This window comes from Microcoleus sp. Pol8_D6 (assembly GCF_036700965.1).
Taxonomy (GTDB): domain Bacteria; phylum Cyanobacteriota; class Cyanobacteriia; order Cyanobacteriales; family Microcoleaceae; genus Microcoleus.
Map to the genome: position 1 here is coordinate 41,721 of NZ_JAUBPW010000002.1, position 23,536 is coordinate 65,256.

At 47.0% G+C, this 23,536-nt stretch carries 19 protein-coding genes; 13 read left to right on the forward strand and 6 right to left on the reverse strand.

Features of this window, described 5'->3' with window-relative positions; translation table 11 throughout:
- Positions 1-331 precede the first annotated feature (331 nt).
- Positions 332-574, reverse strand: a complete 243-nt coding sequence (locus tag QUA10_RS01090; protein WP_333082250.1) for a hypothetical protein — start codon at positions 572-574, stop codon at positions 332-334.
- 78 nt (positions 575-652) lie between these two features.
- Between QUA10_RS01090 and QUA10_RS01095 the strand changes: the two genes are divergently transcribed.
- The 4 genes from QUA10_RS01095 (at position 653) to QUA10_RS01110 (ending at position 8,216) form a co-directional block, all read left to right on the forward strand.
- Positions 653-820, forward strand: a complete 168-nt coding sequence (locus tag QUA10_RS01095) for a hypothetical protein (protein WP_333086141.1) — start codon at positions 653-655, stop codon at positions 818-820.
- 377 nt (positions 821-1,197) lie between these two features.
- Positions 1,198-4,722: a hypothetical protein gene (locus tag QUA10_RS01100; protein ID WP_333082249.1), complete on the forward strand. Its 3,525-nt coding sequence runs from the start codon at positions 1,198-1,200 to the stop codon at positions 4,720-4,722.
- Between the two features lie 106 nt (positions 4,723-4,828).
- Complete coding sequence (locus QUA10_RS01105; protein ID WP_445243568.1) at positions 4,829-7,702, forward strand: zinc-dependent metalloprotease; 2,874 nt, start codon at positions 4,829-4,831, stop codon at positions 7,700-7,702.
- A 64-nt stretch (positions 7,703-7,766) separates the two neighbouring features.
- Positions 7,767-8,216 (forward strand): hypothetical protein, encoded by a 450-nt coding sequence (locus tag QUA10_RS01110; RefSeq protein ID WP_333082247.1) that lies wholly within the window; start codon positions 7,767-7,769, stop codon positions 8,214-8,216.
- Positions 8,217-8,239: 23 nt separating this feature from the next.
- Here the strand turns inward: QUA10_RS01110 and QUA10_RS01115 are convergent, their stop codons facing one another.
- Positions 8,240-12,100 (reverse strand): hypothetical protein, encoded by a 3,861-nt coding sequence (locus QUA10_RS01115; protein ID WP_333082246.1) that lies wholly within the window; start codon positions 12,098-12,100, stop codon positions 8,240-8,242.
- Between the two features lie 402 nt (positions 12,101-12,502).
- Between QUA10_RS01115 and QUA10_RS01120 the strand changes: the two genes are divergently transcribed.
- The 3 genes from QUA10_RS01120 (at position 12,503) to QUA10_RS01130 (ending at position 14,378) form a co-directional block, all read left to right on the forward strand.
- Positions 12,503-12,685 (forward strand): hypothetical protein, encoded by a 183-nt coding sequence (locus QUA10_RS01120; protein ID WP_333082245.1) that lies wholly within the window; start codon positions 12,503-12,505, stop codon positions 12,683-12,685.
- Between the two features lie 367 nt (positions 12,686-13,052).
- Positions 13,053-13,823: a CPBP family intramembrane glutamic endopeptidase gene (locus tag QUA10_RS01125; RefSeq protein WP_333082244.1), complete on the forward strand. Its 771-nt coding sequence runs from the start codon at positions 13,053-13,055 to the stop codon at positions 13,821-13,823.
- Between the two features lie 15 nt (positions 13,824-13,838).
- On the forward strand, positions 13,839-14,378 hold the full coding sequence (locus QUA10_RS01130; protein WP_333086142.1) for a DUF1349 domain-containing protein: 540 nt from the start codon (positions 13,839-13,841) through the stop codon (positions 14,376-14,378).
- 153 nt (positions 14,379-14,531) lie between these two features.
- Here the strand turns inward: QUA10_RS01130 and QUA10_RS01135 are convergent, their stop codons facing one another.
- The 4 genes from QUA10_RS01135 to QUA10_RS01150 all read right to left on the reverse strand — a co-directional run bounded on the left by QUA10_RS01135 (position 14,532) and on the right by QUA10_RS01150 (position 15,851).
- Positions 14,532-14,810, reverse strand: a complete 279-nt coding sequence (locus QUA10_RS01135) for a Photosystem I reaction center subunit PsaK (protein ID WP_333082242.1) — start codon at positions 14,808-14,810, stop codon at positions 14,532-14,534.
- 298 nt (positions 14,811-15,108) lie between these two features.
- Positions 15,109-15,321 carry a chlorophyll a/b-binding protein gene (locus tag QUA10_RS01140; RefSeq protein WP_333041855.1) on the reverse strand — a complete coding sequence of 71 codons (213 nt, stop codon included), beginning with the start codon at positions 15,319-15,321 and terminating at the stop codon, positions 15,109-15,111.
- Between the two features lie 75 nt (positions 15,322-15,396).
- On the reverse strand, positions 15,397-15,729 hold the full coding sequence (locus QUA10_RS01145; RefSeq protein ID WP_333082241.1) for a hypothetical protein: 333 nt from the start codon (positions 15,727-15,729) through the stop codon (positions 15,397-15,399).
- Positions 15,726-15,851: a hypothetical protein gene (locus tag QUA10_RS01150; RefSeq protein ID WP_333063759.1), complete on the reverse strand. Its 126-nt coding sequence runs from the start codon at positions 15,849-15,851 to the stop codon at positions 15,726-15,728. Before QUA10_RS01150 ends, QUA10_RS01145 begins: the two co-directional genes overlap by 4 nt.
- Before the next feature lie 49 nt (positions 15,852-15,900).
- On the opposite strand from QUA10_RS01150, the gene hflX reads away from it, so the two are divergent.
- The 6 genes from hflX (at position 15,901) to QUA10_RS01180 (ending at position 23,395) form a co-directional block, all read left to right on the forward strand.
- On the forward strand, positions 15,901-17,496 hold the full coding sequence (gene hflX, locus QUA10_RS01155; RefSeq protein ID WP_333082240.1) for a GTPase HflX: 1,596 nt from the start codon (positions 15,901-15,903) through the stop codon (positions 17,494-17,496).
- Positions 17,497-17,960: 464 nt separating this feature from the next.
- Entirely contained in the window at positions 17,961-18,293 is a 333-nt protein-coding gene (locus tag QUA10_RS01160; RefSeq protein ID WP_333082239.1) for a PEP-CTERM sorting domain-containing protein, read from the forward strand.
- 509 nt (positions 18,294-18,802) lie between these two features.
- Positions 18,803-19,066: a glutaredoxin 3 gene (grxC, locus tag QUA10_RS01165; protein WP_333082238.1), complete on the forward strand. Its 264-nt coding sequence runs from the start codon at positions 18,803-18,805 to the stop codon at positions 19,064-19,066.
- Positions 19,067-19,133: 67 nt separating this feature from the next.
- Positions 19,134-20,120, forward strand: a complete 987-nt coding sequence (gene gshB / locus QUA10_RS01170) for a glutathione synthase (protein ID WP_333082237.1) — start codon at positions 19,134-19,136, stop codon at positions 20,118-20,120.
- Between the two features lie 188 nt (positions 20,121-20,308).
- Positions 20,309-21,448, forward strand: a complete 1,140-nt coding sequence (locus QUA10_RS01175; RefSeq protein ID WP_333082236.1) for a Gfo/Idh/MocA family oxidoreductase — start codon at positions 20,309-20,311, stop codon at positions 21,446-21,448.
- A gap of 108 nt (positions 21,449-21,556) precedes the next feature.
- On the forward strand, positions 21,557-23,395 hold the full coding sequence (locus QUA10_RS01180; protein ID WP_333082235.1) for a CHAT domain-containing protein: 1,839 nt from the start codon (positions 21,557-21,559) through the stop codon (positions 23,393-23,395).
- The last annotated feature ends 141 nt before the right edge of the window (positions 23,396-23,536 follow it).

Genomic DNA, 23,536 nt, shown 5'->3' on the forward strand with positions numbered 1-23,536 from the left:
AACTTATTGCAACGTAGAAAGTAGAAGGCACTTATGTAGAAAGTATAAGGAAAGATTAATTTTTAAACCACAGATTGTACCTATTGTCAAGCTTTTATATCAGTTGACTGGCGATTTTAGATTTTAGACGCTCGGCCTGAGACGTTCGGCGAGCGGTCAGTTGAGTCGCGCTAAGTCGAACAATTTGAGATTTACTCCCAAGATGAATCTGGGAAGTTGAAATTGGGTCGAAAATTTTTCTCTCTCCCCGACAAAAGTCGGGGACTGGTATCCGTTTTTGGGCGGGGTCAAAAAAATTAACTTCTAGCAGCAGCATCCTTCCTTGGGCTTTCTAATCCTGTGATTGAGGAAAGTTGAGTACGGGAAGGCGCGAACCCCGAAAGACTTCTTCGCTTTCAACGCCGATCGACGCAACAAACTCAGCAGCAGCTTTAGCCGCCACCAACCCGCCCAGCATGGGTAAAGCGACCAAGCTCAACAAAATATCTGAGGGAACTGGCAATTTTGGACTCTCAGGTGTTTGATTTTTGAGCAAGTCTTGGTTTTCCGACGGCATAAATTCCTCCTGTGTCAATCCATAATCCTCAGTTTACAAGCCAAATAATGATCTTGACCGCTGCTTTCTGACTAATAACTTCTGAGATCAAATCCGGTGACATCCGACGAAAGATATCCTGCAAGCGATCGTCCCCGCGTAGCCAAGTCTATAAATATCTTCTCGCGAGATATTAAGCTCGCACTCGGAAAAAACGCTTTGTATAAAATCGGGATACTCCCCGAATGCGATCGTCGATCGTGCGACTCTCTCCGCGGAGCATGACGAAACCACAGCACTACAGTCGGAAAATAATAGACATTTCCGGAAAAGCCAGTCTTGAACAGGCAGGATGCCTGTTCCACAAGAATTATGAGAGAGATCTAATTATTATTCGGATGCAAACGGAAACGATATGACTAATAACGAATAACTTGTTGCTTGGCTTAATTTGGGCCTATCTGTGCCAAAATGTCGAGGTATTATCAAAAAAATATTCCCCAACGGCTCGAAGCCGAGGGGATAGAAGGCAAGACACTGAGTCCAGCATGGCTTAAACCAGACCAAACGGTTAGGCTCGGCAAATCCAATAATTGTCCGTAAAATCTGTAACTGTGCTATTTCTAGAAAACAAAACCAGCTTTGGCAAAATTTAGAGTTTCATGTTGAATGCGAACGGGAGCATATTGGCAGACAATCCATCAAGCGCCTCGCAGTGGGCGCAAGAAGCTTTAGGGCTTCCCGAAGTTCAAGTACAAGCGCGTTTGCGGGGAAATCACCTGCACATTTTGTGCGAAGCAGCGCAGTGTCCGTCTCAAGAATTGGTGACGGCGAGATTTACCAACGCCCTCGAACACACTGATTTAACGCAACTGCTGCCCGATCGACCTAAAATTTATCAGTTGTTTCTGTGCGGCCGCAAAATCGGTTCGCGACAAAATGACTGGACAGTCCGGCTCGATTGCAGCAGTCCCAAGCGACAGCAACAGCAACAGCCACAGCAACCGGAACCAAAAGTTGCTGAAGTGCCGCCGCCAGCGAGTTCCCCCGACGAACCGCCAGCAAGCCTTAAAAGAGGCGGATTTTTCGGCAAATTTAAGAATGACAACCAGAAACTCAAACAGACACCAAAACCGATAGAAACAGCAGCCCACCCGCCGCAAGTACGGGAAGAACTGGATTTTGACGCCGAAAGTCTGCCCATCGCCTCCCGCATTCAATACCCAGAAGCTTTTGAAACTTCCCCCGTGACGATCGACACTTCCGCTGCTGCGACGAGGGAAGTTGTCGGTTCCGCCGTTCCCCCGCAGCAGAAAGCGAACCGTGGCGCGGTGGCTTTGATTCAATCCCCCCAAGCTGACTCAGGCGAGGGCGATCCTGATGGAACATTGACAGTTTCGCCGGAAACGTTGGCGCGCCGGGGCTATCCAGATGCGATCGCCAGCTATCTCAGCGAAATCCTCGGGCCGATGGGAGTTTCGGTGAAAGTCAGCATTCGCGAAAAAGAACTCAAAACCAGCCGAGAAACCCTGCCGGTGAATGGGCCGGAAAATATCCAGCCCAAAGAACGCCGACTGCTGGTGCTGTGCGAGTCAGCCTACAGCCCCGACCCCTCATTGCTGGCCGAACCCATCGCCGGCCGGCTGCGGAAACTGCAACTAGAGGATTTCCGGGAAGCAGTCATAGCCAGCCAAGTCAGCGGCGAAGCGAAGCCGGACTGGCTGCTGCGAGTGGATTTGACTTCGCCCGACAAAATTCTCAAGGAATGGGCCAGGTGGGGAGACGTACAGTCGATCGCCAAACTGCTAAATCAACACTTGGCTGCATCAAGAGTCGAAGTGCGGGCCACCCTCAAAGAAGCAACCCTCCACCTGTTTTGCAGCAAAACTGCCAAAAAAGGACAAAAGCCTAAACGGCAAGAATACCCCGACAAGCAGCAAACCACCGACGCGATCGCCCCTTTGTTAGCCTCCTTTGCGCCCCAAGGCATCCGCGCTGCTACTATCTACGGCGTAGAACCCGCCAAGGACTCTCAGGCGGCGCCGGAGTCCCCGGTGTGGATAGACTGGGTGGACTTGCCTGCCGCCCACCACCCCGACTTGGCGGCAAACGCTAGAACGCTGGCAGTCGAGGGCGACCAATTGGCTTTGACTTTTTTATTGAACAGGTTGCTCAACCCCAATCTCAGACGCAAGCTCGAAACAGGAGGGATTCGGGCTGTCGTGCTGCAAAAAGCTAACGTGCTGCACGTCATGACAGAAGCTCTGACTTGCCCTTCTCAGTCGAAGGTAGGCCCGCCGGTGGTCAAATTTTTGCGGCACTTACAAATTCCGGGAGTGGCAGGGGTGCGAGTGTACGGACGCCGCGCCGGCCAGAAACTGCCCCTGTGGCGCTACGCCATCGATCTCAGAACGGTTGTTGACGAGGAATCAGCGGCACCTGCACCGGTTCCCTCGCAAGTGGCTGTGTTGGAAAAGGAACCGGTGCCGGAGTTTGCGCCGGCGGAGGATGGGAGTTTTTCGGGCTTGGGCGACAATTTGGTGTTCGATGCTCCAGCGCCCAATTCCTGGCGGCCCCGCTTCAAAATCAGACTCCCCGGATACAATCTGGGCGAGCAGTTAGTTCAAGCTGCGGTGCAACCGCTTGTCGCTTCGGGTTTGTTTGTTCCCAACGATGGTTTATCAACGAATGCTGCTGCGCCCGGTGGCGTGAGAGCCGATCGCGCGGCGCGAATGGCTTTGATTTGGGCGATCGCCGGCTGTCTGCTGACTTTCAATACCGATTGGCTCCTCGGTCAATTTCTGCAATCTGCGACGGTCAGTCAAGCTCCTAGCGCTTCCGAAGTTTGCAGCGGCCCAAATTGTCAAAATTCATCCCCCAAGGCTGTGGAAGACGTTACAGCCCAACTTCCGAAGGCAAACCCGAAACCAATTCCCGCTGCTGAGGAGGTGAATTTGCCTCAAACTCCGTTGCAGCAGTCGCCGGAAGCCAACCGGGAAGAAGCTTTTAATGGCTCTGGGTTTACGAAACCCGGCAATACTAGCGTTCCTGTAGCTGATGTTTCTGCTCCTCCGGTGTTCCCGACTTTGAGGAGCGAGCAGCTTGACGACCAAATAGCGCGCTATCAAGAGTATATCCACCTGCACAAAAAACCGCCGGATATTTTAATCGTCGGTAGTTCGAGGGCGCTGCGCGGTATCGACCCGGCGGTTTTGGAAACCGCTTTGGCAGCTTCGGGCTATCCGGGGCTGAGGGCTTACAATTTTGGGGTTAATGGAGCTACTCTCCAAGTTGTAGATTCGCTCATCCGCCGGATTTTGCCGCCGCAACAACTGCCGAAATTGCTGGTGTTGGCTGACGGGGCGAGGGCTCTCAACAGCGGGCGGCCGGATTTGACTTTTAGTGCGATCGCTTCTTCGGAAGGTTACAGGCAATTGAGCCGGGGTAGTTTTCTGATCCGCACCAATCAATTAGAATCCGAAACATCGAAGGAAAGCGCCAACAATCCGGTGGCGACTGCGACTGAATTGGTGAACAATTTGGGAGAAGCTCAAGCTAATGTTCAGCAATTGGTGAGTCAAAAGTTGGTTGAGGGTTCTGCAACTTACAAAAAGCGCGATCGACTTAAAGGGTTTTTGCGATCGATCGTTAATCCCTCAGCCCCTGTTGCAACCGACAGCCCCCAAACCGCAGCCCTGGGTGAACAAACAAGGGAAAATAATGCCCAGCCAACTGCTGTGAGTAAACCAGTCAGCGAGTATCAACCAAATGGCTTTTTGCCGATCGATATACGCTTCAATCCCGAAACTTACTTTCAGAAGCACCCGAAAGTATCTGGTTATTACGACTCCGACTATCAAAATTTTAAATTGGTAGGGGAACAAGCTCTAGCACTCAAAAATCTGATCGAATTTACCAAAGTTCGCAACATCAATCTCGTGTTTGTGAATATGCCTCTGACTGAAGATTATTTAGACCCTGTGCGGACAGGTTACGAACAAGAATTCCGGCAATATATGCAAGAATTAGCAGCTCAAAGCGGACTAATTTTTCTAGATAAGAGTTTATTGTGGCCCCAGGCGCGGGAATCTTTTTCCGACCCCAGCCACCTCAACCGTTACGGTGCTGTTGCAGTTTCTAAGCGCTTGGCTCAAGATCCCATGATTCCCTGGCCGGCGAAACAGTAGTTTTGACTTTAGAGTTGTGAGTTATTTTAGAAGTTAAATGAACCCAGCGTGTCGAGTGCTGCGCGACTATCTCAAAACTATTCTTTCCTGCGGCTGGATAATGAAAATGAAAAGATTGATATTTCCAGAAAATAGCAAAAATCAACAGATCAAAAGTCTAAGAAAAAATTGGCCTTTGATATTTTTTATATTATCTTTAGCATTTTTCTGTTTCAGTTTGTATAAAGGTTTCTTTTTACCTTTAGCTTTATCATCTGGGCCGCCCAGCAACGAACAAAGTAGCGAACAGCCAACTCTGGCCCCCTTTGAAGAGGTTGTCAAAGACGCGCAAAAGTTAGAGGGATTATTTACTCTTTACCGCAATCAAGCAACTGATAAAGTATATCTGGAAATTAAACCGCAACAACTCGACAAAAAGTTCCTGTGCTTTGTGACATTGGCATCGGGTTTGGGGGAGTCGGGCATTTTGAGCGGAATGCCGATCGGCGATTTCTTGTTTCAACTGCGGCGCGTCCAAAATAACGTGCAGTTTGTGATCCCAAATATAAATTTTCGCACAAGTCCGGGCGACCCGCAAGCAGGTTCCGTAGCGCGGGGATTTAGCGACTCGATTCTCTATTCTTTGCCTCTCAAAAGCATTCATCCGCAAAGACAAACTCTGCTGATCGATTTAGGCGATTTGCTGATGAGCGAAAAACGCGATTTACCAGGGGTAAAAGCGATTTTGCCGATGCTTTTGGGTTCTTCTTACTCGATCGATGCAGACAAGTCTTCTTTTAAAGATGTTAAAGCGTTTCCGCTGAATGTGGAGATTGCTTCTGTCTATGGTTTTTCTAGCGATAATGACAGTGAAGTTAACTATTTACCTTCGATTCCTGACAGTCGGGCTTTTAACCTCCGCATTCACTACAGCTTCTCGGAAGTGCCACTAAATAACGGCTACCGCCCCAGACTGGCGGACGAGCGAGTGGGCTATTTTCTTACAGCATATAAGGACTTTTCTGACAAGAGCAGCCGGGAGCCTTTTGTGCGCTATATCAATCGCTGGCATTTGCAAAAGCAAATCCCGACAGCGCCGATGTCGCCTCCGGTACAGCCGATCGTCTTTTGGATTGAAAATAATGTGCCTCCCGAATACCGAAACGCAATTCGCGAGGGCGTTTTGGAGTGGAACAAAGCTTTTGAAAAGGCAGGTTTTAGTGAGGCAATTCAGGTTAAACAAATGCCGGACAATGCTAAATGGGACCCGGCTGACGTTCGCTACAATACTATCCGCTGGTCGAGTTCTTTTGAGCCTCAGTTTGCCGGCATCGGGCCGTCTCGCACTAACCCGCTGACGGGGGAAATTTTGGATGCTGACATTCTGTTGGATGCTAATGTTGTCCGGGAAATCAAACAGGGTTATCGGGCTTTGGTGGAACAAAATAGATCGCTATCTAAGAGTTTTCAAGGCCGAAACGGTTCTAATACCAATCCCTGTCAGTTTGGGATGTATTCTCGCTATTTAAATGTGCTAGAAAATGGGAATTTAGGAAAAAATGGCGGGGAAAATGATCGAGGTGGAATGGCTGATGATTTGCCGACTTTGGTAGAAAGATACCAAGAGCAAAAGCGCTCGCCTTTATCGCGGTTGATGTCGAGTTCGGATATGTGTTTTGGGTTGGAATCTAGCCGCCAATTTGCGATGGGGGCCATGTCGATGGATCTGTTGCAAAATGCAGCGCCTAGCAGTCCGACAATTGACAATTATGTGAATGAATATATCCGATTTTTGACAGCCCACGAAGTCGGTCACACTCTCGGTTTGAGGCACAATTTTCACGGGAGTACGATGCTGCAACCGGAGGATTTGAACAATACTCAGGTAACTCGCACCCAAGGTATGGTGGCGTCGGTGATGGATTATGTGCCGATTAATTTGGCACCTGCCGGAACTGTCCAGGGCGACTATTTTCCAACGATTGTAGGGCCTTACGACGATTGGGCGATCGAGTACGGTTACAAGGTGATTGGCGGCGTAAACCCGAACAGCGACTTACCAGCGCTGCAACAAATTGCCAGCCGCGCTGCGGAACAGCAATTAGCTTACGCGCCGGATGAGGATTCTGTTGATATTCTCGATCCCGCTGCAAATACTTTCGATCTCAGCGCGAATATGCTGAGGTATTCGCAATGGCAATTGGATAATGCGAGGGCGATGTGGAAGCGTTTAGAACAGCGAACTCCGGTTGGGGAAGACGGTTATAACGAACTGCGGGTGATGTTTGATTCGGTGTTCGGGTATTATGTCAACCAGGTGATGAATGCGACTTTGTATGTGGGAGGACAGTCGTTTAATCGGATTCGCCCTGGAGATACTAATGCGAAGTTGCCGTTTGTGCCGATCGAACTTTCTCAGCAGCGAGAAGCTTTAGCAACCCTTGAAAAGTACGTTTTTGCACCGGATGCGTTTAGTTTTGCGCCGGAGTTGCTCAACAAATTGGCGCCTTCGCGCTGGGAGCACTGGGGAAGTCCGGCTTTGGTGTTTCCTCTAGATTACCCGATCGGCGATCGAATTACTTTTTTGCAGCGGTTTGTGTTGCGGGTTTTGCTATCTCCGATGCGCTTGGCGAGGCTGCGGGATGCGGAGTTGAAATCAGCACCGGAAACTGCTTTGAGGTTGCCGGAAGTGTTGGATACTGTGCAAAAGGATATCTGGCAAGAGGTTTTGCAGCCGGAAAAGAAGATGCAAATTTCGACTTTTCGCCGTTCTTTGCAACGGGAACATTTAGCGATTTTGATCGGAATGGTGCTGCGAAAAACCAGTGTTCCAGAGGATGCGCGAAGTTTGGCTTGGTATGAGTTGCGGCAGTTGCGGGAGGGTTTGAGCAAGAGTATTCGCAATTTGGATCGGAATGCGGATGCTTATACCCGGGCTCATTTGGAGGAAACGCGCGATCGAATTTCTAAGGTTTTGAATTCGCAAATTCAGTCGAATTAATCTTATAGTTAGGTTCTCGTCGCAGTAATTCTGTGACGAGTTCCTAATTCAAGTCCGCATCAGTTTGGTAGCGCACATTCACGATCGCCAATGCGCTTTCGTCGCTTATCGCTTAGCTAGTTGTTGCTTTAAATCCCGGATCGCAGCGCTGGTGTTGCGTTGCTCAGCAATTTCTACACAGCGGGCGATCGCACTTCTCGGTTGCGATACTTCAGACGCGGAATTGAGCCGTCTCCCGGGCGATCGTACAAACTCTGATAATCTTGCCCGGTTTCAGGTAAGCGTATTACAGAACGCGCAAACCATTGAATTTTTTATGGTGAGACGAGGGCAACCATGGTCTAAGCTCGCTTTTACAGCCATTGATTTTAATGATAACAAGAGTGGTGCGGGCGATCGTAAGGCATTGAGTGCGATGGAGCTTCACCTGTCGTTCAAACAGGATCACGGAAAAGGGGAATTTTTTAACCTTCTCCTTTACCGGATGCAGAGAAATTTTGCATCTCAAGGATAGCTTAGATCCATGCCGATGCACCCTTAGAGGTTATCGAACCATTTATCTTTAATTGCCGTCTCGCCCACAGGAACTACTTTAAGGGCAACTTTCTCTTTCATTTTCATCTCAGCAACAGCAACTAAGAATCCTGGATAACTACTAGGGTTAGATGCGATCTCTAGAGCTATTTCGTCCGGAATAGTCCGACTCGTAATTTCTCGGTTAAGCCGATGAAAAGCATAAGGTTCAAATATTACTCCTTTGGCATAACTTCTTTGAATAACATCACGAACTTCATCCCAAAGTGAATAATCATTCACTAAAAACTCTAGAGACATATCTTGGCAAATCTTGAGAATTAATGCGTCTGAGCTATCATACTCCTTCAAGTATTTTGAATAGAGCAATTTGCGAGTCTTAGGTTTTGCTCTAAGACTAATCAAAACAGCCGTTCTCGGAGTCAAAAAATCATCCATTTGATTAGGCTCAAGAGAGACATCTTGATGTGAAGATTGCTTTAAAGTAAGAGCTTCTTCTACAGAACGATAAACATTTTTCCAGATTACATCAGGGAGGTTCTGAATGAACTTATCTAACTGAGGGATTATCTTCTCTAAAGTTTTAGGACTTGCCCATGTAACCAATATAAGTAAAGTAAATGCTCTATCGCTCTCACTCTTAGAACCTTCAATTTGCTTTATCCACCACGCATACTGTCCTGCTCGAAGTCTTGCATATCTTGCTCTCCTACATAACTCTTTTGAGTGATCTAGCAAATCGGAATAATCTACATACGTTTCTGTAGAAGACTTAATTCCACTCGCAATATTAGCCAAATGAAAGCAAACCCACACATCTCCCCAGCATTGACGGATGGTCTCGACTAAGTTATCCCAAGGAGTAAGATTTGTTGCCCATAAATAAGCATCAAGTTGTTTATTCCGTTTGACTACTTCAATAACCTTCAGGCATTTTCCAGCATCTTCAAATTTAGGATAATAGGTATTTTCTGGAGCATCTATACTTTCTTCCAAATAATTTTCTTCAAGATATAAATGACTTGGCCTCACCTTTGAGAGAGGAACAGGACGAGAGTTTTGGAATGCATAAGCATATTGCGTAACATTAACTGCATAACTTACTCTCTCTAAAATAGAAGTCTTTTTCTGATTACGATTATGACGGGGCATGAGGTCTAAACTGCCAGTTAATATTACTTTTAAGGCAGCTTTAAATCGTTCTTCTTCAGCTTCAAAATAATCAAAACGGCGTGCCTTATAAAGCAAGTTTAATCTGCACTGATCTTGAGGTGAATCAGAACAGATATTTTCTAACTGAGTTGGGGATAAAATAGAAGGTTGCGTAAGAAGTCCAAGATAGAGTCCATATTCTAATGCTTTAGTACGTGCCTCTCCATGTTGTGCTACTATTCCGCCAAACCATAAATCGGAAACTTCTTTAGGAGATGAGGTATTTGCCGATATTAAGCTAATAATATCTAAAGCAAAATCGAGAGGGGGCTGATTTCCCAAGAGGCTAAAGCAATATTTTACTAATTCACCACGCCCACATTCTGGAGGAAGAATCATCGGCTCGCTCTGACCCATGCGACGGCTAGCAGAGGGTAAAACGTAGCGCAAACCAATACCATCTAAAATCAAATTCATTACTTTTTTAACTGACTTGGGATGTTGAGAAAACACCCAATCACTCAGAAGAGTTGCAGCCAGGATTCTAGGATGACTGATCAGACAATAGCCTTCTGAGCCTATTAGGTCTTCTAATCGATCTATTAGTGAAGGAAGTTCCCCCACGTCATAACATCCAGCATAAAACCTTGTCACATTTAGCCAGTAAAAATTGCGGGCTATTGCATCGAAACGATCTGGCTTCGTACCCGAATATTGCATTCCTGGTGAAGAGTGGCGAGCTGTTTCATAAAGATATCGTGCTGCGAAATATTCACGTAATGGTTGAACTTCAAATTCATACGTTCCTTCGACACGAGAGACTAATGCAACAATACGCTCAAGTGCCCCAGTAACTAATTCACGAGCGAGGTCAACTTCGTAACCTTGGTCCTCAAGATATACCTGAATACTATTATGAAGCTCAATCTGAGTGATGCGGCCATTCTTATCATGTTGCTCAGCTTCCGAATGAAGCACCCAGGCAATATATTTGTGAATACCTAATAAAAGGTCACGATATTTTTTGACAACTGGTGTTTTTTCTGCTTCACGATTAAAAAATAAATCCACATAATTATCGTATAAAGCAGTTCTTTTGTCGGGCAAAGATGAACCACGATTGTAAATCAAGCTTAAGAAAATGGTAAGTTGCATCGGATTCTTTGCCAGCTCCTTTAGATGTGGCTGATCCAATTTATCTCGCAATATCCTTTTTACTTCTGAACGATCTCGTTGATCGAGTTTCTTTGCATCCATCCATTTGTTTGCATACTCATCAATTAATGGCTTAGTTAATGAGTCCAAATAATATCTAGGAAAGTCACTTTCTGGTAGTCCTGGTGAATTGGCAAAAGCTGCTGGGCGACTTGTAACAATTACTTGAAATGATAATGCGTTAGCTTTTAATCGTCGACATCCTGTATGAATTGCATTGACGACTTCGCGACGTTTCTCAATATCTGCTACTTCATCTAACCCATCAAAAACCAAAAGGACGCGACTTTTTTTAAATACCGCAATTAAATCTGCTGCTGAAAACCCAAGACCTCCTGAGAATTTGTTGACCAAAAAAGCTAAAAACTCCTCAAGGGATTTGTGTGTATTTGAGATGTTGCTTCTCTCATCTTCAGGAGAGAAGGGATTGTATCCCGATAACCAAGATGCTAAATCTCGAAGGTCAATTCTCAATGGAAGACAGGCATGAGAAGTCATATGGTGCTTTGGAATAGCACCCAATCCCTCGGATTCTTTGTAGGCTTCTAGTAAATGTTTTTTGATTTCCTCCGAACCCAAAAGACGCATACGGTGAACTTGGCATAAATATTGCGTAATGGTTGACTTGCCTTGTCCTGGTGCGCCCTCAAGTACAATCCACGGCGTTTCTTTCTGGATAAGAGGATGAAGAAATAGAGTAGCAGAGCCGATTACTCTATTAGTATCGTTAATGTAAGCAAAGTGCTGTTCATCGAACGTAGTTCCTCCTCTATTGCGTAATTTATAAGCAATATATTCATACACCCGATGATAATTCAGCACTTTTTTGCCAGTTTCAGCATTTTGAGGTGGTAAAGCTGGAACATCAATAAATAACTCAAGAAGCCTATTTTGTAAATCTACCTGCTTGAATTTAACGACTTGATCCGCATTGAACTGGTCTATAACAAAAGCCGTTATTGCATTGGCACGTCTCTCTTTATCTTCTGACAAGCCAGATTCTATAATTGACCGAATGAGATCTGGACCTGTCATTAACTCTGGGTAGCTCCATTTTAGATTCCATGCGTCATCCATTTTTCGGTTGAGATCATCCCTCCACCAACATCGTGAGGGAAGACCAAGTTCACTCTCTAAAAGTTGATTCATTTGATCGATTGAACCTACATCAGGATGCGCTGTCCCTGGAACATTCGTAATGAGAAAAAATTGCTGAGCACCTTTTTCGATGAGTGCCTTTACTTTAGGGGCTTCACCCTTAATAATTTCAAGCAGCCACTTGTGAGTATCCTTTTCAGCCAAAGGTCTCCTGACGTATTTGACTTGATAAACAGCAAAGCTATGTGATGGAATCCCATACTCATAAGTTAGGATATCTCTTCCTCCATCTGGCTGTGCTACTGGAAAGCATTGCAAATCAGGAAATTCCTTAACCAATAATGCCTGAGCAAACTCCTGAAACTTTTCGGGATTCAGGTTTTCAAAGGGATAATCCATAGGATGTGTGCGTTGTAGGCTTGCCTTGAAGTTTTTCTACATATTACCTGTAATTTTGACAACACTTTCCCCAGAACGTAAAAGCTCTATCGCATAGGGTAATGTTGCTGTCAGAATTTGGTTGAGACCATTGACAGATGCTGGCATTGGTTAGAAGGGTCTAAAACCTGTGTCTCTAGCTTACTTCATTTATCGCCCCCAACTCACACCGCGATATAATTCCTCGATCGCTATGCTGTAATAGAGATCAGTCCATTCAAACTTCCATAGTTTATGACCGCAGCAGTATCTATTGACATTGGTACGCTCATTACACGCACTCCCGGACTGCATGGTGGATGTCCCCACATCTTCGGTAAAGGCGTTACCGTTCGTCGCATCGTAACCTGATACAAGCGAGGATTGAATGCTGAAGAGATTTGCGATCGCATCCGACATCTCACCCTCGCCGAAGTTTACGCCACACTCACCTACTATCATGCCAACACCCAAGAACTTGAAACTTATTTGCTCCATCAAGCAGCAGAACTTAAGCGTCTTGAAGCTTGGCACAGCAACTTTGGTAAATATGAAATGCTAAGATAATAAATAATACATCGCCAACAGAAAAATCTTCTAGATAAGCACTATCCTCAAACTGGGAAAGAGAAACTGATTTTTACCGGGTAAAATTAGCGGGTGTAGGAGCAATATCGGCAATGAAGTAAAGTTTTATAACAAAACTCAACATCTGTGCTTCTTGAGTAAACCGTAAAGTTCGATCTCTTTAAACTGCCCTCGGTGAAAAACACACTGTTTTTGGCTACCTTCCTGCGTCATTCCCAGCTTTTGTAGCGCCTTAGCCGAGGCTATATTCCGCCTGAGACAAGTTGCATAAATGCGATCGAGCTTTAATGTTTCAAATATTCAAGACTGATTTAGTGTAATTGATTCGTTTTTTTTCTCAAAAATTATGTCTGCTAACACTGCAAAAAATCATTACTTCCGATTGGCATTGTTCTGGGCGTTTCTGGGTAGTTTGGGAAGCTTGGCGGTGTTCCCTTATGCGCTGTCTCTGAATCCGGCACTAAGTCAATTGCCTGCACCACTACCTGTTTTGGGGATCGCCTCCGCCCTGCAAACCGGAATTTTTCTAATTCTCTTTTGTTGGATTGGGCTCCGCCTCGGTAAGTCGATCGCACTTGATTCGCCCATAGCTCGTGCTTTGGTATATCGACAGCCTTTCGGGCTAATATCTAAATCTGCCCTTAACACGGCGCTAATTGTAGGCTGCATCGGTGGAATCATCCTGATAGGATTGAGTTTAGCTTTCCAACCTTGGATGCCCCCCACGGTAACTCCAACAACCCTCGAAATTGACCTCTGGAAACGCATATTAGCTTCCTTCTACGGAGGCATCACCGAAGAGCTCTTGCTGCGACTGTTCGGTATGACAGTGATTGCGTGGCTACTTTGGAAGATTTTTGAGCGAGACAAACCGCAACCCTCTACATTGATTTTTTGGCTGGCAATTGTGGTGGCGGCGATTCTGTTTGGTGTGGGTCATTTGCCGGCCGCTGCCAATCTCTGGGGGCTAACCCCAATCGTCATTTTCCGAACGATTTTGCTCAATGCCCTCTTAGGGATTCCCTTTGGTTTTCTTTACTGGCGTTGGGGATTAGAATACGCTATGTTATCTCATTTTGTGGCCGATTTGGTACTGCACGGAATTGGAGGAAGTTAGCAGGAGATGGAAACAATGCAATGGTACAACGAACCTTTACAATGGCATGAGGATAACGATGTTATCCACATTACCGCAGGCGCAAAGACTGACTTTTGGCGGCAAACTCATTACGGATTCATTCGCGATAACGGCAACTTTTACTACCGTCAAGTGTCAGGCGACTTTACAGCGGAGGTCAAAATTACTGGTTGCTATGGATCGCTCTACGATCAAGCAGGATTGATGATTCGAGAGAGCGAAAATGTCTGGCTCAAGTGCGGCATTGAGTTTGTTGAGGGAGTGCAAAACGTGAGTGCGGTTGTGACACGAGACTATTCCGATTGGTCTGTTATGCCGCTTGAAGTGCCACCAGTTTCCCTGTGGCTGCGGGTAAAGCGCCGAGCTGAAACGGTGGAAGTACAATACTCTTTGAATGGGTCAGACTATTCAATGATGCGATTGGCATATCTAACTGAGTCGCCAATCGTTCAAGTTGGGTTAATGTGTGCGGCTCCCCAAGGTGAAGGCTTTGCAGTCGAGTTTGAAGGGTTTAAGCATAGTAACCTGATCTAATGGGGGTGGTGAAAAACCGATTTCTGCGCCACTCCATATATAAAATTAAAATTAGGGGTGAGTGCTTTTCACTTACCCCTACCATTTTTTTGGCGCTTTTGAACCTACTAAAAAATGTAGCAATAAATTACCACAAAAGCTACGCTCTTTATTCTAAAAATATTTGTCGAGGTTGAGGGTCAAAATCATGAATGCTCCGAGCAAATGACCTGCGCTCATGCAAGCCAGAAATGCTGGTACGCTAACATTGTTGAACAAAGAGGGGAAGGGCAAAGGCATTTTCGGCCCGACGTGGGGATACCAAATGCGGCGGCTGAGAACTAGCAATGCTAAGATATTGCAAACAAACATCACTATTGGTTTTTGCCAATTTCCTGATGCTGTGTCAGCCAGAGTCGATTCTACTACTGCAAGTAAATTTGAGTTAATCATTGTTGATGCTCCTATTTTTCATAAATTATCAGAAATGCTCGATGAGATTTCTTGCCAAAAATACAGCAGGGGCGATCGCCGTTACGCAATAAATATCTGTTGCTGTCAATCTTCACCGCGCCAGCGACAGCGCCCCCACTCCTAATCATCAATTCACAGCAAGAAGTCTTTTAATGCCATTCAAAAGTAACGCAAGATACAAAGGGACAAAATCATACTCGCTGCCATTTGTAACTTTTAGCCTGTCTGGCAGTGGTGGCATTTACTCACGCTGCCAGACAGGAAATACAGCTACTCATTACTGAGCAATGTAGGTAGGCAGAAAGTGAAGTATGTCACGGAGAACACTATATCCAGCGGCGTCCCAAAGCAAATAAGCTAAGAAACCGATCATCGCTAAGCGACCGTTCCAAAGTTCTGCTTGCGGGTTGAAGCCAAACAAAAAGGCATTCCGATCTTTGCCGTTGTAAGCATTAGCTGTAGGAGGCAAGTTAGTAGGACGAGTTTCCATGTTTTTACATTCCTTAACAATGTTTCGCTTCTCATGGTAGCGGCCTAATTTCTGCTTTGCTATCTGCCTGTAGGCTCAAGATAAACACAAGTCTAAAGGAGGATTTTGAAACCGAAAATAAAGTGTTAAGTTTTGTTGAGGGAGATTTTTTAAGCGATCGCCTGTATCTGTAGATACTAAATACAACTGCAAGTTGATATGGCCGCTGTGAAAGGCTCCATCGCCCCGTAGCGACAAACAACGGCGCTGGTGACTCGACAATACTGAATCCGCGAGCTCGTAGATGCAAGAAAATTTAGTAAATTTCAACTCAAAAGCCGAACACATCGCGCGGGAGTTAATTAAAATAGGAGATAAACAGAGCGATCGGGAGAAACAGTTATCGAAACCATCTACGGCAATCTTCAAGGTTTAAAGTCCAGCCAGCTCAAGCAACTCGAAAAGCTGTACCACCAGCGACTACCGGGCGATCGCATCACCACTGCAGAATTCGCCCAGCGCGTCGCGGCGATCAGCACGGAAATAGACAAACCAATCTGCACCTACATCAACCGCCGCGGACAAGTCATTCGCGTCGGCGTGGGTTCACCCCGGCAAACGCAGATTGCGCCCCTAGAATTGCCCCGTTACGGGGGAGGTCGCCTCAGCGGCATTCGCTGCATCGCCACCCACCTGAAGCCAGAAACCCCAAGCGAAGCAGCCCTCACAGCAATGGCAATTCAGCGCCTGGATGCCCTGGTTTGGCTGACACTGAGCGGCGGAGGATTTCAGCGTCGCGGCGGCGGTGCGACTGGTTACATCCAAGAAACTTATCTCGCTCACCTGATACCCCAGGGAGATCAGCCAAATTTTGAGTTCTCTGTTTTGAGCGCTCAGTTAGAACCAGATGCAACTGATGAAATAGAAGAGCCTTCTATTCCAAAGTCACTAATTCAAACTCCACACTTTCCCTGGAAAATATCAGAACCGCTGAATTTGGACGAACTCGCCGACCAAGACTTTCTAGATTTGGTGGAAGGACTCGAAGCAGAGTTTGAAGCAGAGTTTGTCGCTAAGCAGGTCGATGCAGACCAAGATAAAGTGCTGTTGGTAGGTGTAATGACTCAGCACATGACTCAGTTGGAGTTTGAGGACGGACTCGCAGAAATCACGCGGCTGGTTGAAAGCGCTGGGGGTCAGGTGCTACAAACAGTGCGCCAAAAACGATCGCGCCCCCATCCGCAAACCGTAGTCGGCGAAGGCAAAGTTCAGGAAATTTCCCTCACCGCTCAGACGATTAGCGCTAACCTCGTGGTATTCGATCGCGACCTAGCCCCCGCACAAATACGGAACTTGGAAACTCAGATAGGTCTTCGCGTTGTCGATCGAACAGAGGTAATTCTCGACATCTTTGCCCAAAGAGCTCGAACGAGCGAGGGTAAATTGCAAGTCGAACTCGCTCAGCTAGAGTACGCCCTGCCCCGGCTCCGAGGGCGCGGTCAGGCAATGTCGAGACAGGGTGGCGGCATCGGTACCAGAGGCCCTGGGGAAACCAAGCTAGAAACCGAACGGCGGACGATCGCCAAACGCATTTCTCGATTGCAGCAAGAAGTAAATCAACTGCTGGCGCACCGCTTCCGGCTGCGACAGAACCGCCATCATCACGATGTACCCTCAGTGGCGATCGTTGGATACACCAACGCCGGTAAATCGACTCTGCTTAACCTGCTCACCAATTCCGAGGTGTACGCCGCCGACCAGTTATTTGCCACCCTCGACCCCACAACTCGACGGTTGACCCTTCCCGGCACTGTCACCAGGGAGCCTCTGTCGATCGTCCTCACAGATACAGTGGGCTTTATTCGCGAACTGCCCCCCGCCTTGATCGACGCTTTCCGGGCTACCCTCGAAGAAGTCACTGACGCTGATGCTTTGCTGCATCTCGTCGATCTCTCCCATCCCGCGTGGCAGAGCCAAATTCGATCGGTGATGAATATTTTGACCGATATGCCCGTAACTCCCGGCCCAGCCCTTGTAGTTTTTAACAAAATCGATGCCGTAGATGGAGAGACTCTCGCCCTTGCCAGAGAAGAATTTCCTCAAGCAGTATTTATTTCGGCCGCCAAAGGTCTTGGGATGGAAACTCTCCGCGACAGACTTGCTCAGCTCATTCAATACGTCCTCTACCCTCGGTAAATACTTAAATATTCCTTTTGAATAGTTGACATCGGGGAATATACGTACATATACTGAGGACAGATCTAGTCGAACTATGAGATTATAAAAGAGTAGTCAGATTGTGCATTGCAAAGTACAATACAGCATCTCTATTTTGCGCTCGGTTAAATAAATAATTTCCCGAGACCGCGGTCAAGGTAAAAAGACTCTTTGTTAATGGCTGTAAGGGCTGTTGCTTCAGAGGTTGCAAAAAGATGTTGCTTCACTCTGGCCCAACCACGGTACGGAATGTCAAGGTGAAAGAGAATAATATTATTAAAGTGTTTGGGCACTCATCTCAAGCGCTATACTATCTTTTACAGGCGTCCGCGAGAGAATACATCCATTTATTGTAAGAACTCTAAAATCCTTGCCCGTCGTACAGCGCTAATCTCTAGGACTATTTCTATTTTTCGATTTTACCACTGTTTAACTAAATAGTTATGTGTACGCCACTGGCAAAACTAGCAATTGGACTCTCTGCCACAATGGCAACAGCGTTTTACTATCTAGCTGCCGCCCCTCCGGCAGCAGCAGTAGATGTCTGCGGTCCGGGAAATTATTCTACTGCCTGTGCCTCCAGCCAGACATCAACAGCAACGACATCCGACCCGCAATTGGCGACCGAGGGGAGTTTGTCCCAAATATACATCACACCTTCGAGAAGCTCAACTTCTATTCCTGAACCGGGTACTGCGATCGCAGTCCTACTGACAGGTGCAGGAATGATCGGTTCGTGCAGAAAGCGAAACAAGCAGGTTGGTCCGCAGCGCTAGGCAGGCTGATGACCAACCTGTTTGCCTTTACCTGTTTGCCTTTACAATGTCTCCGTTTTTTTAAGCATGGGTATTTGTTTACTTAAATTTATATAAAAAATAAAAAATTGTATAAAAAATAACTTGACACATCGCTTCGCTTGTGAACTGCAAATAGATCCGGATGTTGAAGGAAGAAAGCGATAGCGACTTCAGTCAGGGTAAAAAAATGAAGAAGGCAGATGCACTGCCCGGCAATGGTTTCAGCAATGAATAACCTCCGGTACAAAAGATAAGGTTGCTATATTTTGCTATATATAATAAAAATTAAAATATAAAAATTAAAATAAGATTGGTTAAGATCAATTCTTCGGACAGTTTCTTATATGCAACCGTAGAATAAGGTTTTCAAGGTTCCAAGGCAATTTGGCTACCAAGGAAAAATCGAGGGTTTCAGCCGAGGAACTAAAAACAGTCCGCACTATGGTTAAGATTACAATTAAAAAATATTGTTATTTTTTGAGCGTCCTATGACCCCTAAAGTAGAAATTTACACTTGGAGAACCTGCCCGTTTTGCGTTCGTGCCAAAGCACTGCTGAAGCGAAAAGGGATTGATTTTACAGAGTACGCGATCGATGGAGATGAAGCAGCACGGGCTCAAATGAGCGATCGAGCCAACGGAGGCCGCACCCTGCCCCAGATATTCATTAACGACCAACACATAGGCGGCTGCGACGACATCCACAGACTGGATGCTCTAGGCCAGCTAGACCCCATGCTAGCAGCAAAATGAGCCATTCCCTGTCGAATTTTCCGTTAGCCCAAATTTGCCTGCGACCAATTCTTAATTTTAATTGACAATGAAATTTGCATTCATCATCGATCCCCTCGCGCGACTAATTCCAGGACACGATACCAGCGTAGCCCTGATGGAAGCGGCTCAAGAGTTGGGTCACGAAGTCTGGGCGACTCAAGCCAACGAACTAAGCGTCATCGGCGGCAAAACCTGGGCAATGCTGAGTCGGGTAGCCCTGACCCCAGTAAAAGTGGTAGATGGACGCTGGGAGGCTGCTGAGGCTTGGTACGAGGTGGAACAGCCTACTTTGCAGCCTCTGGAAGCAATGGACGCAGTATTTATGCGGACAGACCCCCCAGTCAACACTGCTTACCTCTACGCTACTTACCTTTTAGATGGCATCGATCCCACTAAAACTTTGGTAGTTAACAGTCCCAAAGGATTGCGGGCGGCGAATGAAAAGATGTATGCTTTGCAATTTGAGGGAGCGATCCCAGAGACAATTGTTTCTCAAAACAAGCAGGTAATTCGGCAATTTGTGGAGAAAAAAGGAGCAGCAGTTCTTAAACCCTTGGGTGGCAAAGCAGGCGAGGGGATTTTGTTCTTGGAGGCGGGCGATCGCAATCTCAACTCCCTGGTCGAAATTAGCACTCAACAAGGGCAAATTCCAGTGATGGTTCAGACTTATCTGCCGGAAGCCAAAGAGGGAGATAAACGGATTATATTGTTGAACGGCAAGCCCATCGGTGCTATCAACCGCATTCCCACCGGCAATGAATTTCGTGGCAACATGGCCGTCGGCGGCCGAGTCGCAAAAACAGAAATTACCGATCGCGAACTGCAAATTTGTGCTCAGTTAGAACCAGTGCTGCAACGGGACGGACTGTACTTTGTCGGCATTGATATTATTGGCGGCTATCTCACAGAAGTTAATGTCACCAGCCCTACAGGGATCAGAGAAATTGACTTGTTTGACGGCGTTAGTTTGGGCAAACAAGTAATTGAATGGGTGGAGAAGGAAGAAGGAAGAAGGAAGAAGGAAGAAGGATGAGGGAAGAAGCCAAGCACGACACAGATTAAGACACGGATACACGGATTAATTATCGACCGTCAGGCAGATGTTGCAGTGATTAGTTATTGGTTAGTTGCTACCAATTCCCAATTCCATGTTTGGCCGATTCCCAATTCCCAATTCCCAATTCCCAATTCCCAATTATTAAATTATTAAATTATTAAATTATGTCAAAAATAGGCGTAGCAGTAGTCGGTACAGGTTTCGGTCAAAAAGTGCACCTTCCCGGATTCCAGGCCCATCACCGGACAGAGGTTGTGGCTGTTTACCACCGGAATTTAGACAAAGCAAAGGATCTCGCCTCTACGCACAATATCCCCTACGCTTGCGACTCGATCGCAGATATAGTAGCGATCCCAGAAGTGGCGGGCGTCAGCATTTCCACGCCGCCATTTTTGCATTTTGAAATGGCAAAAACCGTTTTGGAAGCAGGCAAGCATTTATTATTAGAAAAACCCACAGCCCTGACAGCAAATGAAGCCAGGAAACTTTACCTATTGGCAAACAACGAATCTCCAACCGATTTTAAAAATGGTGGTTCCAGAGCAATTGCCACAATGGACTTTGAGTTTCGCTTCATCCCCGCATGGCAAATGCTAGCAGAATTATTGGCAGCAGAATATGTGGGAGAGAATCGTTTAATTAAGATTGATTGGCTGGTGTCGAGCCGCGCTGATGCTAATCGCCCCTGGAATTGGTACGCGCAAAAAGAACGAGGCGGCGGAGTTTTGGGCGCGACTGGTTCTCACGTTTTTGATTATATTAGCTGGCTGTTCGGCCCGCCCCAAAGGCTTTCTGGGCATTTGATTACAGGAATTTCGCGGCGGCCCGATCCGAATGATTCAGGAAATTTAAAATTAGTTGATGCAGATGATTCGTGCACGTTGATGTTGGAATTAGCCGGGGGAACTCCTTGTCAAGTTTGTTTGAGCTCTGTTACTTATCAAGGGCGGGGACACTGGGTGGAAATATACGGGAGTAAGGGTACGTTGGTGTTGGGAAGTGACAACCAGCAAGATTACGTCCACGGATTTCGCTTGTGGGGTTCCCAAGGTGGAGAACCTTTAGCTGAAATCAAAATTCCTCAAAGATTGGAGTTTCCTCAAGTTTATTCAGACGGGAGGATTGCACCGTTTATTCGAGTAGTAGATAGGTGGGTAGAAGCAATAGATGCCGGTAAATCTTTGATACCGTCCCTCAGAGAAGGGGTTTACTCGCAGTTGTTGATGGATTTGACCCAGGAGTCGAATGCTACGGGAACTTGGGTAGATTTACCTAATATAGATAAATTTTTGGGCACTCAGTAAAAGTAAAAACTGCCAAAGCAATCTCACGCACTCGATCGCACCCCAAACCCGATAAACTACAAATAGAGAAACTCAATCCCACCCTATATCCAGAGTCGGTAGTTGTGAATGGCGCGCCCTGAAAGTCCTTGCCTCAGTATAGCGATCGCTCGCCTGAGAACCGCTGGGGCAAACCATTTTGCCACTTGGGTTCTACAAGCTCCTTATCCCAGCGGGTACGTTCACCACGACTGTATGTGGCCCGATACCCTCTCCCAATCTTGGAAAGCTTGGCAGGAAATGTTTTCGCCCTCCGGGACAATTCACGAATTGCCCCTAAATCCTGATGGCAGTTTCGTCTCGCCGGAAAACAACCAGAATATACTGGCAGAAACTGAACAACGAAGTCCTCAGTCGCTCCACCTCGCTCCAGCGATCCCCTCTGTGCCGCTCCACCTCGGTCAACAGGGGTGGGGCGACAAAGGGGATCAGCATCCGCCTCGGCCACCGGCAAGCTACAGCAGCCGGCTGATGCAGCATTTGGGGATTAATCTTTGGCAGTGGCTGTTTGAAGGGCCGATTCAGGGTAGTCTCCAGGAAAGTAAAGGTATCGCGATCGGGCAAAATCTACCTCTGCGAGTGCGCGTAGACTTGCGCGAACCGTATTTAATTGCTTTACCTTGGGAAATTATGCAGCCTCAAGCCGGTCAACCGGCAATTTCTCTGTCGCAGCAACTGCTGTTCAGCCGAACTACCAGCAATGTTGAACCTTTGCCACCCCTGCAGCCTGCGGAGTCGCTCAACATTTTGCTAGTTTTGGGACAAGCAGAACCCGGCGGCGGTGCTAATTCTCAATTTTCCAAGAGTAATAACGGTCATTTGCAGTTGGGAGAAGAAGCACTCGCCCTAGCTGGCGTTCTGGAAAGTGCTTTTCAAACCGACGACAGCGACAAATATTTTGACATCAGCGTTCCGACTCGCGTCGATACTCTGATCGAACCTACTCCGGCGGAACTCATTTCTCGGCTGGAAACGCAAGCTTACAACATTCTGTTTTACGCAGGCCACGGGATACCGGGCCCCGACGGCGGTTTGCTGTTTTTGGGGCCGGAAACGGCGATTAATGGCACTGAACTGGCTCAGGTTTTAGTTCGGTGCCGCGTGACTCTGGCGGTGTTTAATGCCTGCTGGGGAGCTCAGCCGGCGGTGGAGAGGCTGCACTCAACTAACGGTCAGCAACAGGCGATCGCCCGCAGCAGTTTGGCTGAGGTACTGATCCATCACGGGGTGCCGGCGGTGTTGGGGATGCGGGACTCGATCGCCGATCGCGAGGCCCGGAGTTTTATCCAAACTTTTGCCCAAGCTTTGGCCGGACGGATGTCGATCGATCGGGCAGTCGCCGTCGCCAGACAGCAGTTATTGACCCTCTACAAGTTCAATCAACCAGCTTGGACGCTGCCTGTGCTTTATATGCACCCTGAGTTTGACGGTCAGCTAACTGAGCCGGTAGATGACCTCAAAACAGAATTGCCTTTAAATTCTTCTACTTGGTTGGGACGGTTGCCGTCTTGTGCTTATTTGCGGGGGCGCGATCGACCAAATGCCAAATCCACCGAATCGATTAATCAGGTTTGGCCGATTCGCGCAGGTATGGTTCGAGTCGGACGCTGGGAAGAAAATGACGTAGTGATTCGAGAACAGTGGGTTTCTCAAAAACACGCCGAGATTTTCTGCCGGAACACTATCGGAGATAGCCGGGAAGAACCTAGCTACTTCCTGCGCGATTTTTCTCGCTACGGGACTCTAGTTTTGGGATCTGAGGGATGGCAGAGAGTTCACCACCAAGAATTTCTGCTACGCAGCGGGACTCAGCTAAAATTTGGCAGTTCTCAAGGTCAGATTTTTGAGTTCACTATTGAGGTTCCTAAAACTTCGGGGTACAGTGAGACTGATTGCGGAACGAATTAAGGTGCGGGTGTAGCTAATGAAGACAAGCGGCGAGTTGCACAGCAAAGTTCTGTTGAGTGTCCAGTCTGAATTTAAAAGAGTTACTCACCACTGATGGCTCGCAACTAGCTCTTGGCACAGTCCCCCTTCTGTCTTTTCATT

What these genes read in the sequence shown, in the direction of transcription:
- QUA10_RS01100 (WP_333082249.1), top strand. Translation starts at nt 1,198, where the DNA reads ATGTTGAATGCGAACGGGAGCATATTGGCAGACAATCCATCAAGCGCC.
- QUA10_RS01105 (WP_445243568.1), top strand. Translation starts at nt 4,829, where the DNA reads ATGAAAAGATTGATATTTCCAGAAAATAGCAAAAATCAACAGATCAAA.
- QUA10_RS01115 (WP_333082246.1), bottom strand. Translation starts at nt 12,100, where the DNA reads ATGGATTATCCCTTTGAAAACCTGAATCCCGAAAAGTTTCAGGAGTTT.
- QUA10_RS01125 (WP_333082244.1), top strand. Translation starts at nt 13,053, where the DNA reads ATGTCTGCTAACACTGCAAAAAATCATTACTTCCGATTGGCATTGTTC.
- QUA10_RS01130 (WP_333086142.1), top strand. Translation starts at nt 13,839, where the DNA reads ATGCAATGGTACAACGAACCTTTACAATGGCATGAGGATAACGATGTT.
- QUA10_RS01135 (WP_333082242.1), bottom strand. Translation starts at nt 14,810, where the DNA reads ATGATTAACTCAAATTTACTTGCAGTAGTAGAATCGACTCTGGCTGAC.
- QUA10_RS01140 (WP_333041855.1), bottom strand. Translation starts at nt 15,321, where the DNA reads ATGGAAACTCGTCCTACTAACTTGCCTCCTACAGCTAATGCTTACAAC.
- QUA10_RS01160 (WP_333082239.1), top strand. Translation starts at nt 17,961, where the DNA reads ATGTGTACGCCACTGGCAAAACTAGCAATTGGACTCTCTGCCACAATG.
- grxC (WP_333082238.1), top strand. Translation starts at nt 18,803, where the DNA reads ATGACCCCTAAAGTAGAAATTTACACTTGGAGAACCTGCCCGTTTTGC.
- gshB (WP_333082237.1), top strand. Translation starts at nt 19,134, where the DNA reads ATGAAATTTGCATTCATCATCGATCCCCTCGCGCGACTAATTCCAGGA.
- QUA10_RS01175 (WP_333082236.1), top strand. Translation starts at nt 20,309, where the DNA reads ATGTCAAAAATAGGCGTAGCAGTAGTCGGTACAGGTTTCGGTCAAAAA.
- QUA10_RS01180 (WP_333082235.1), top strand. Translation starts at nt 21,557, where the DNA reads ATGGCGCGCCCTGAAAGTCCTTGCCTCAGTATAGCGATCGCTCGCCTG.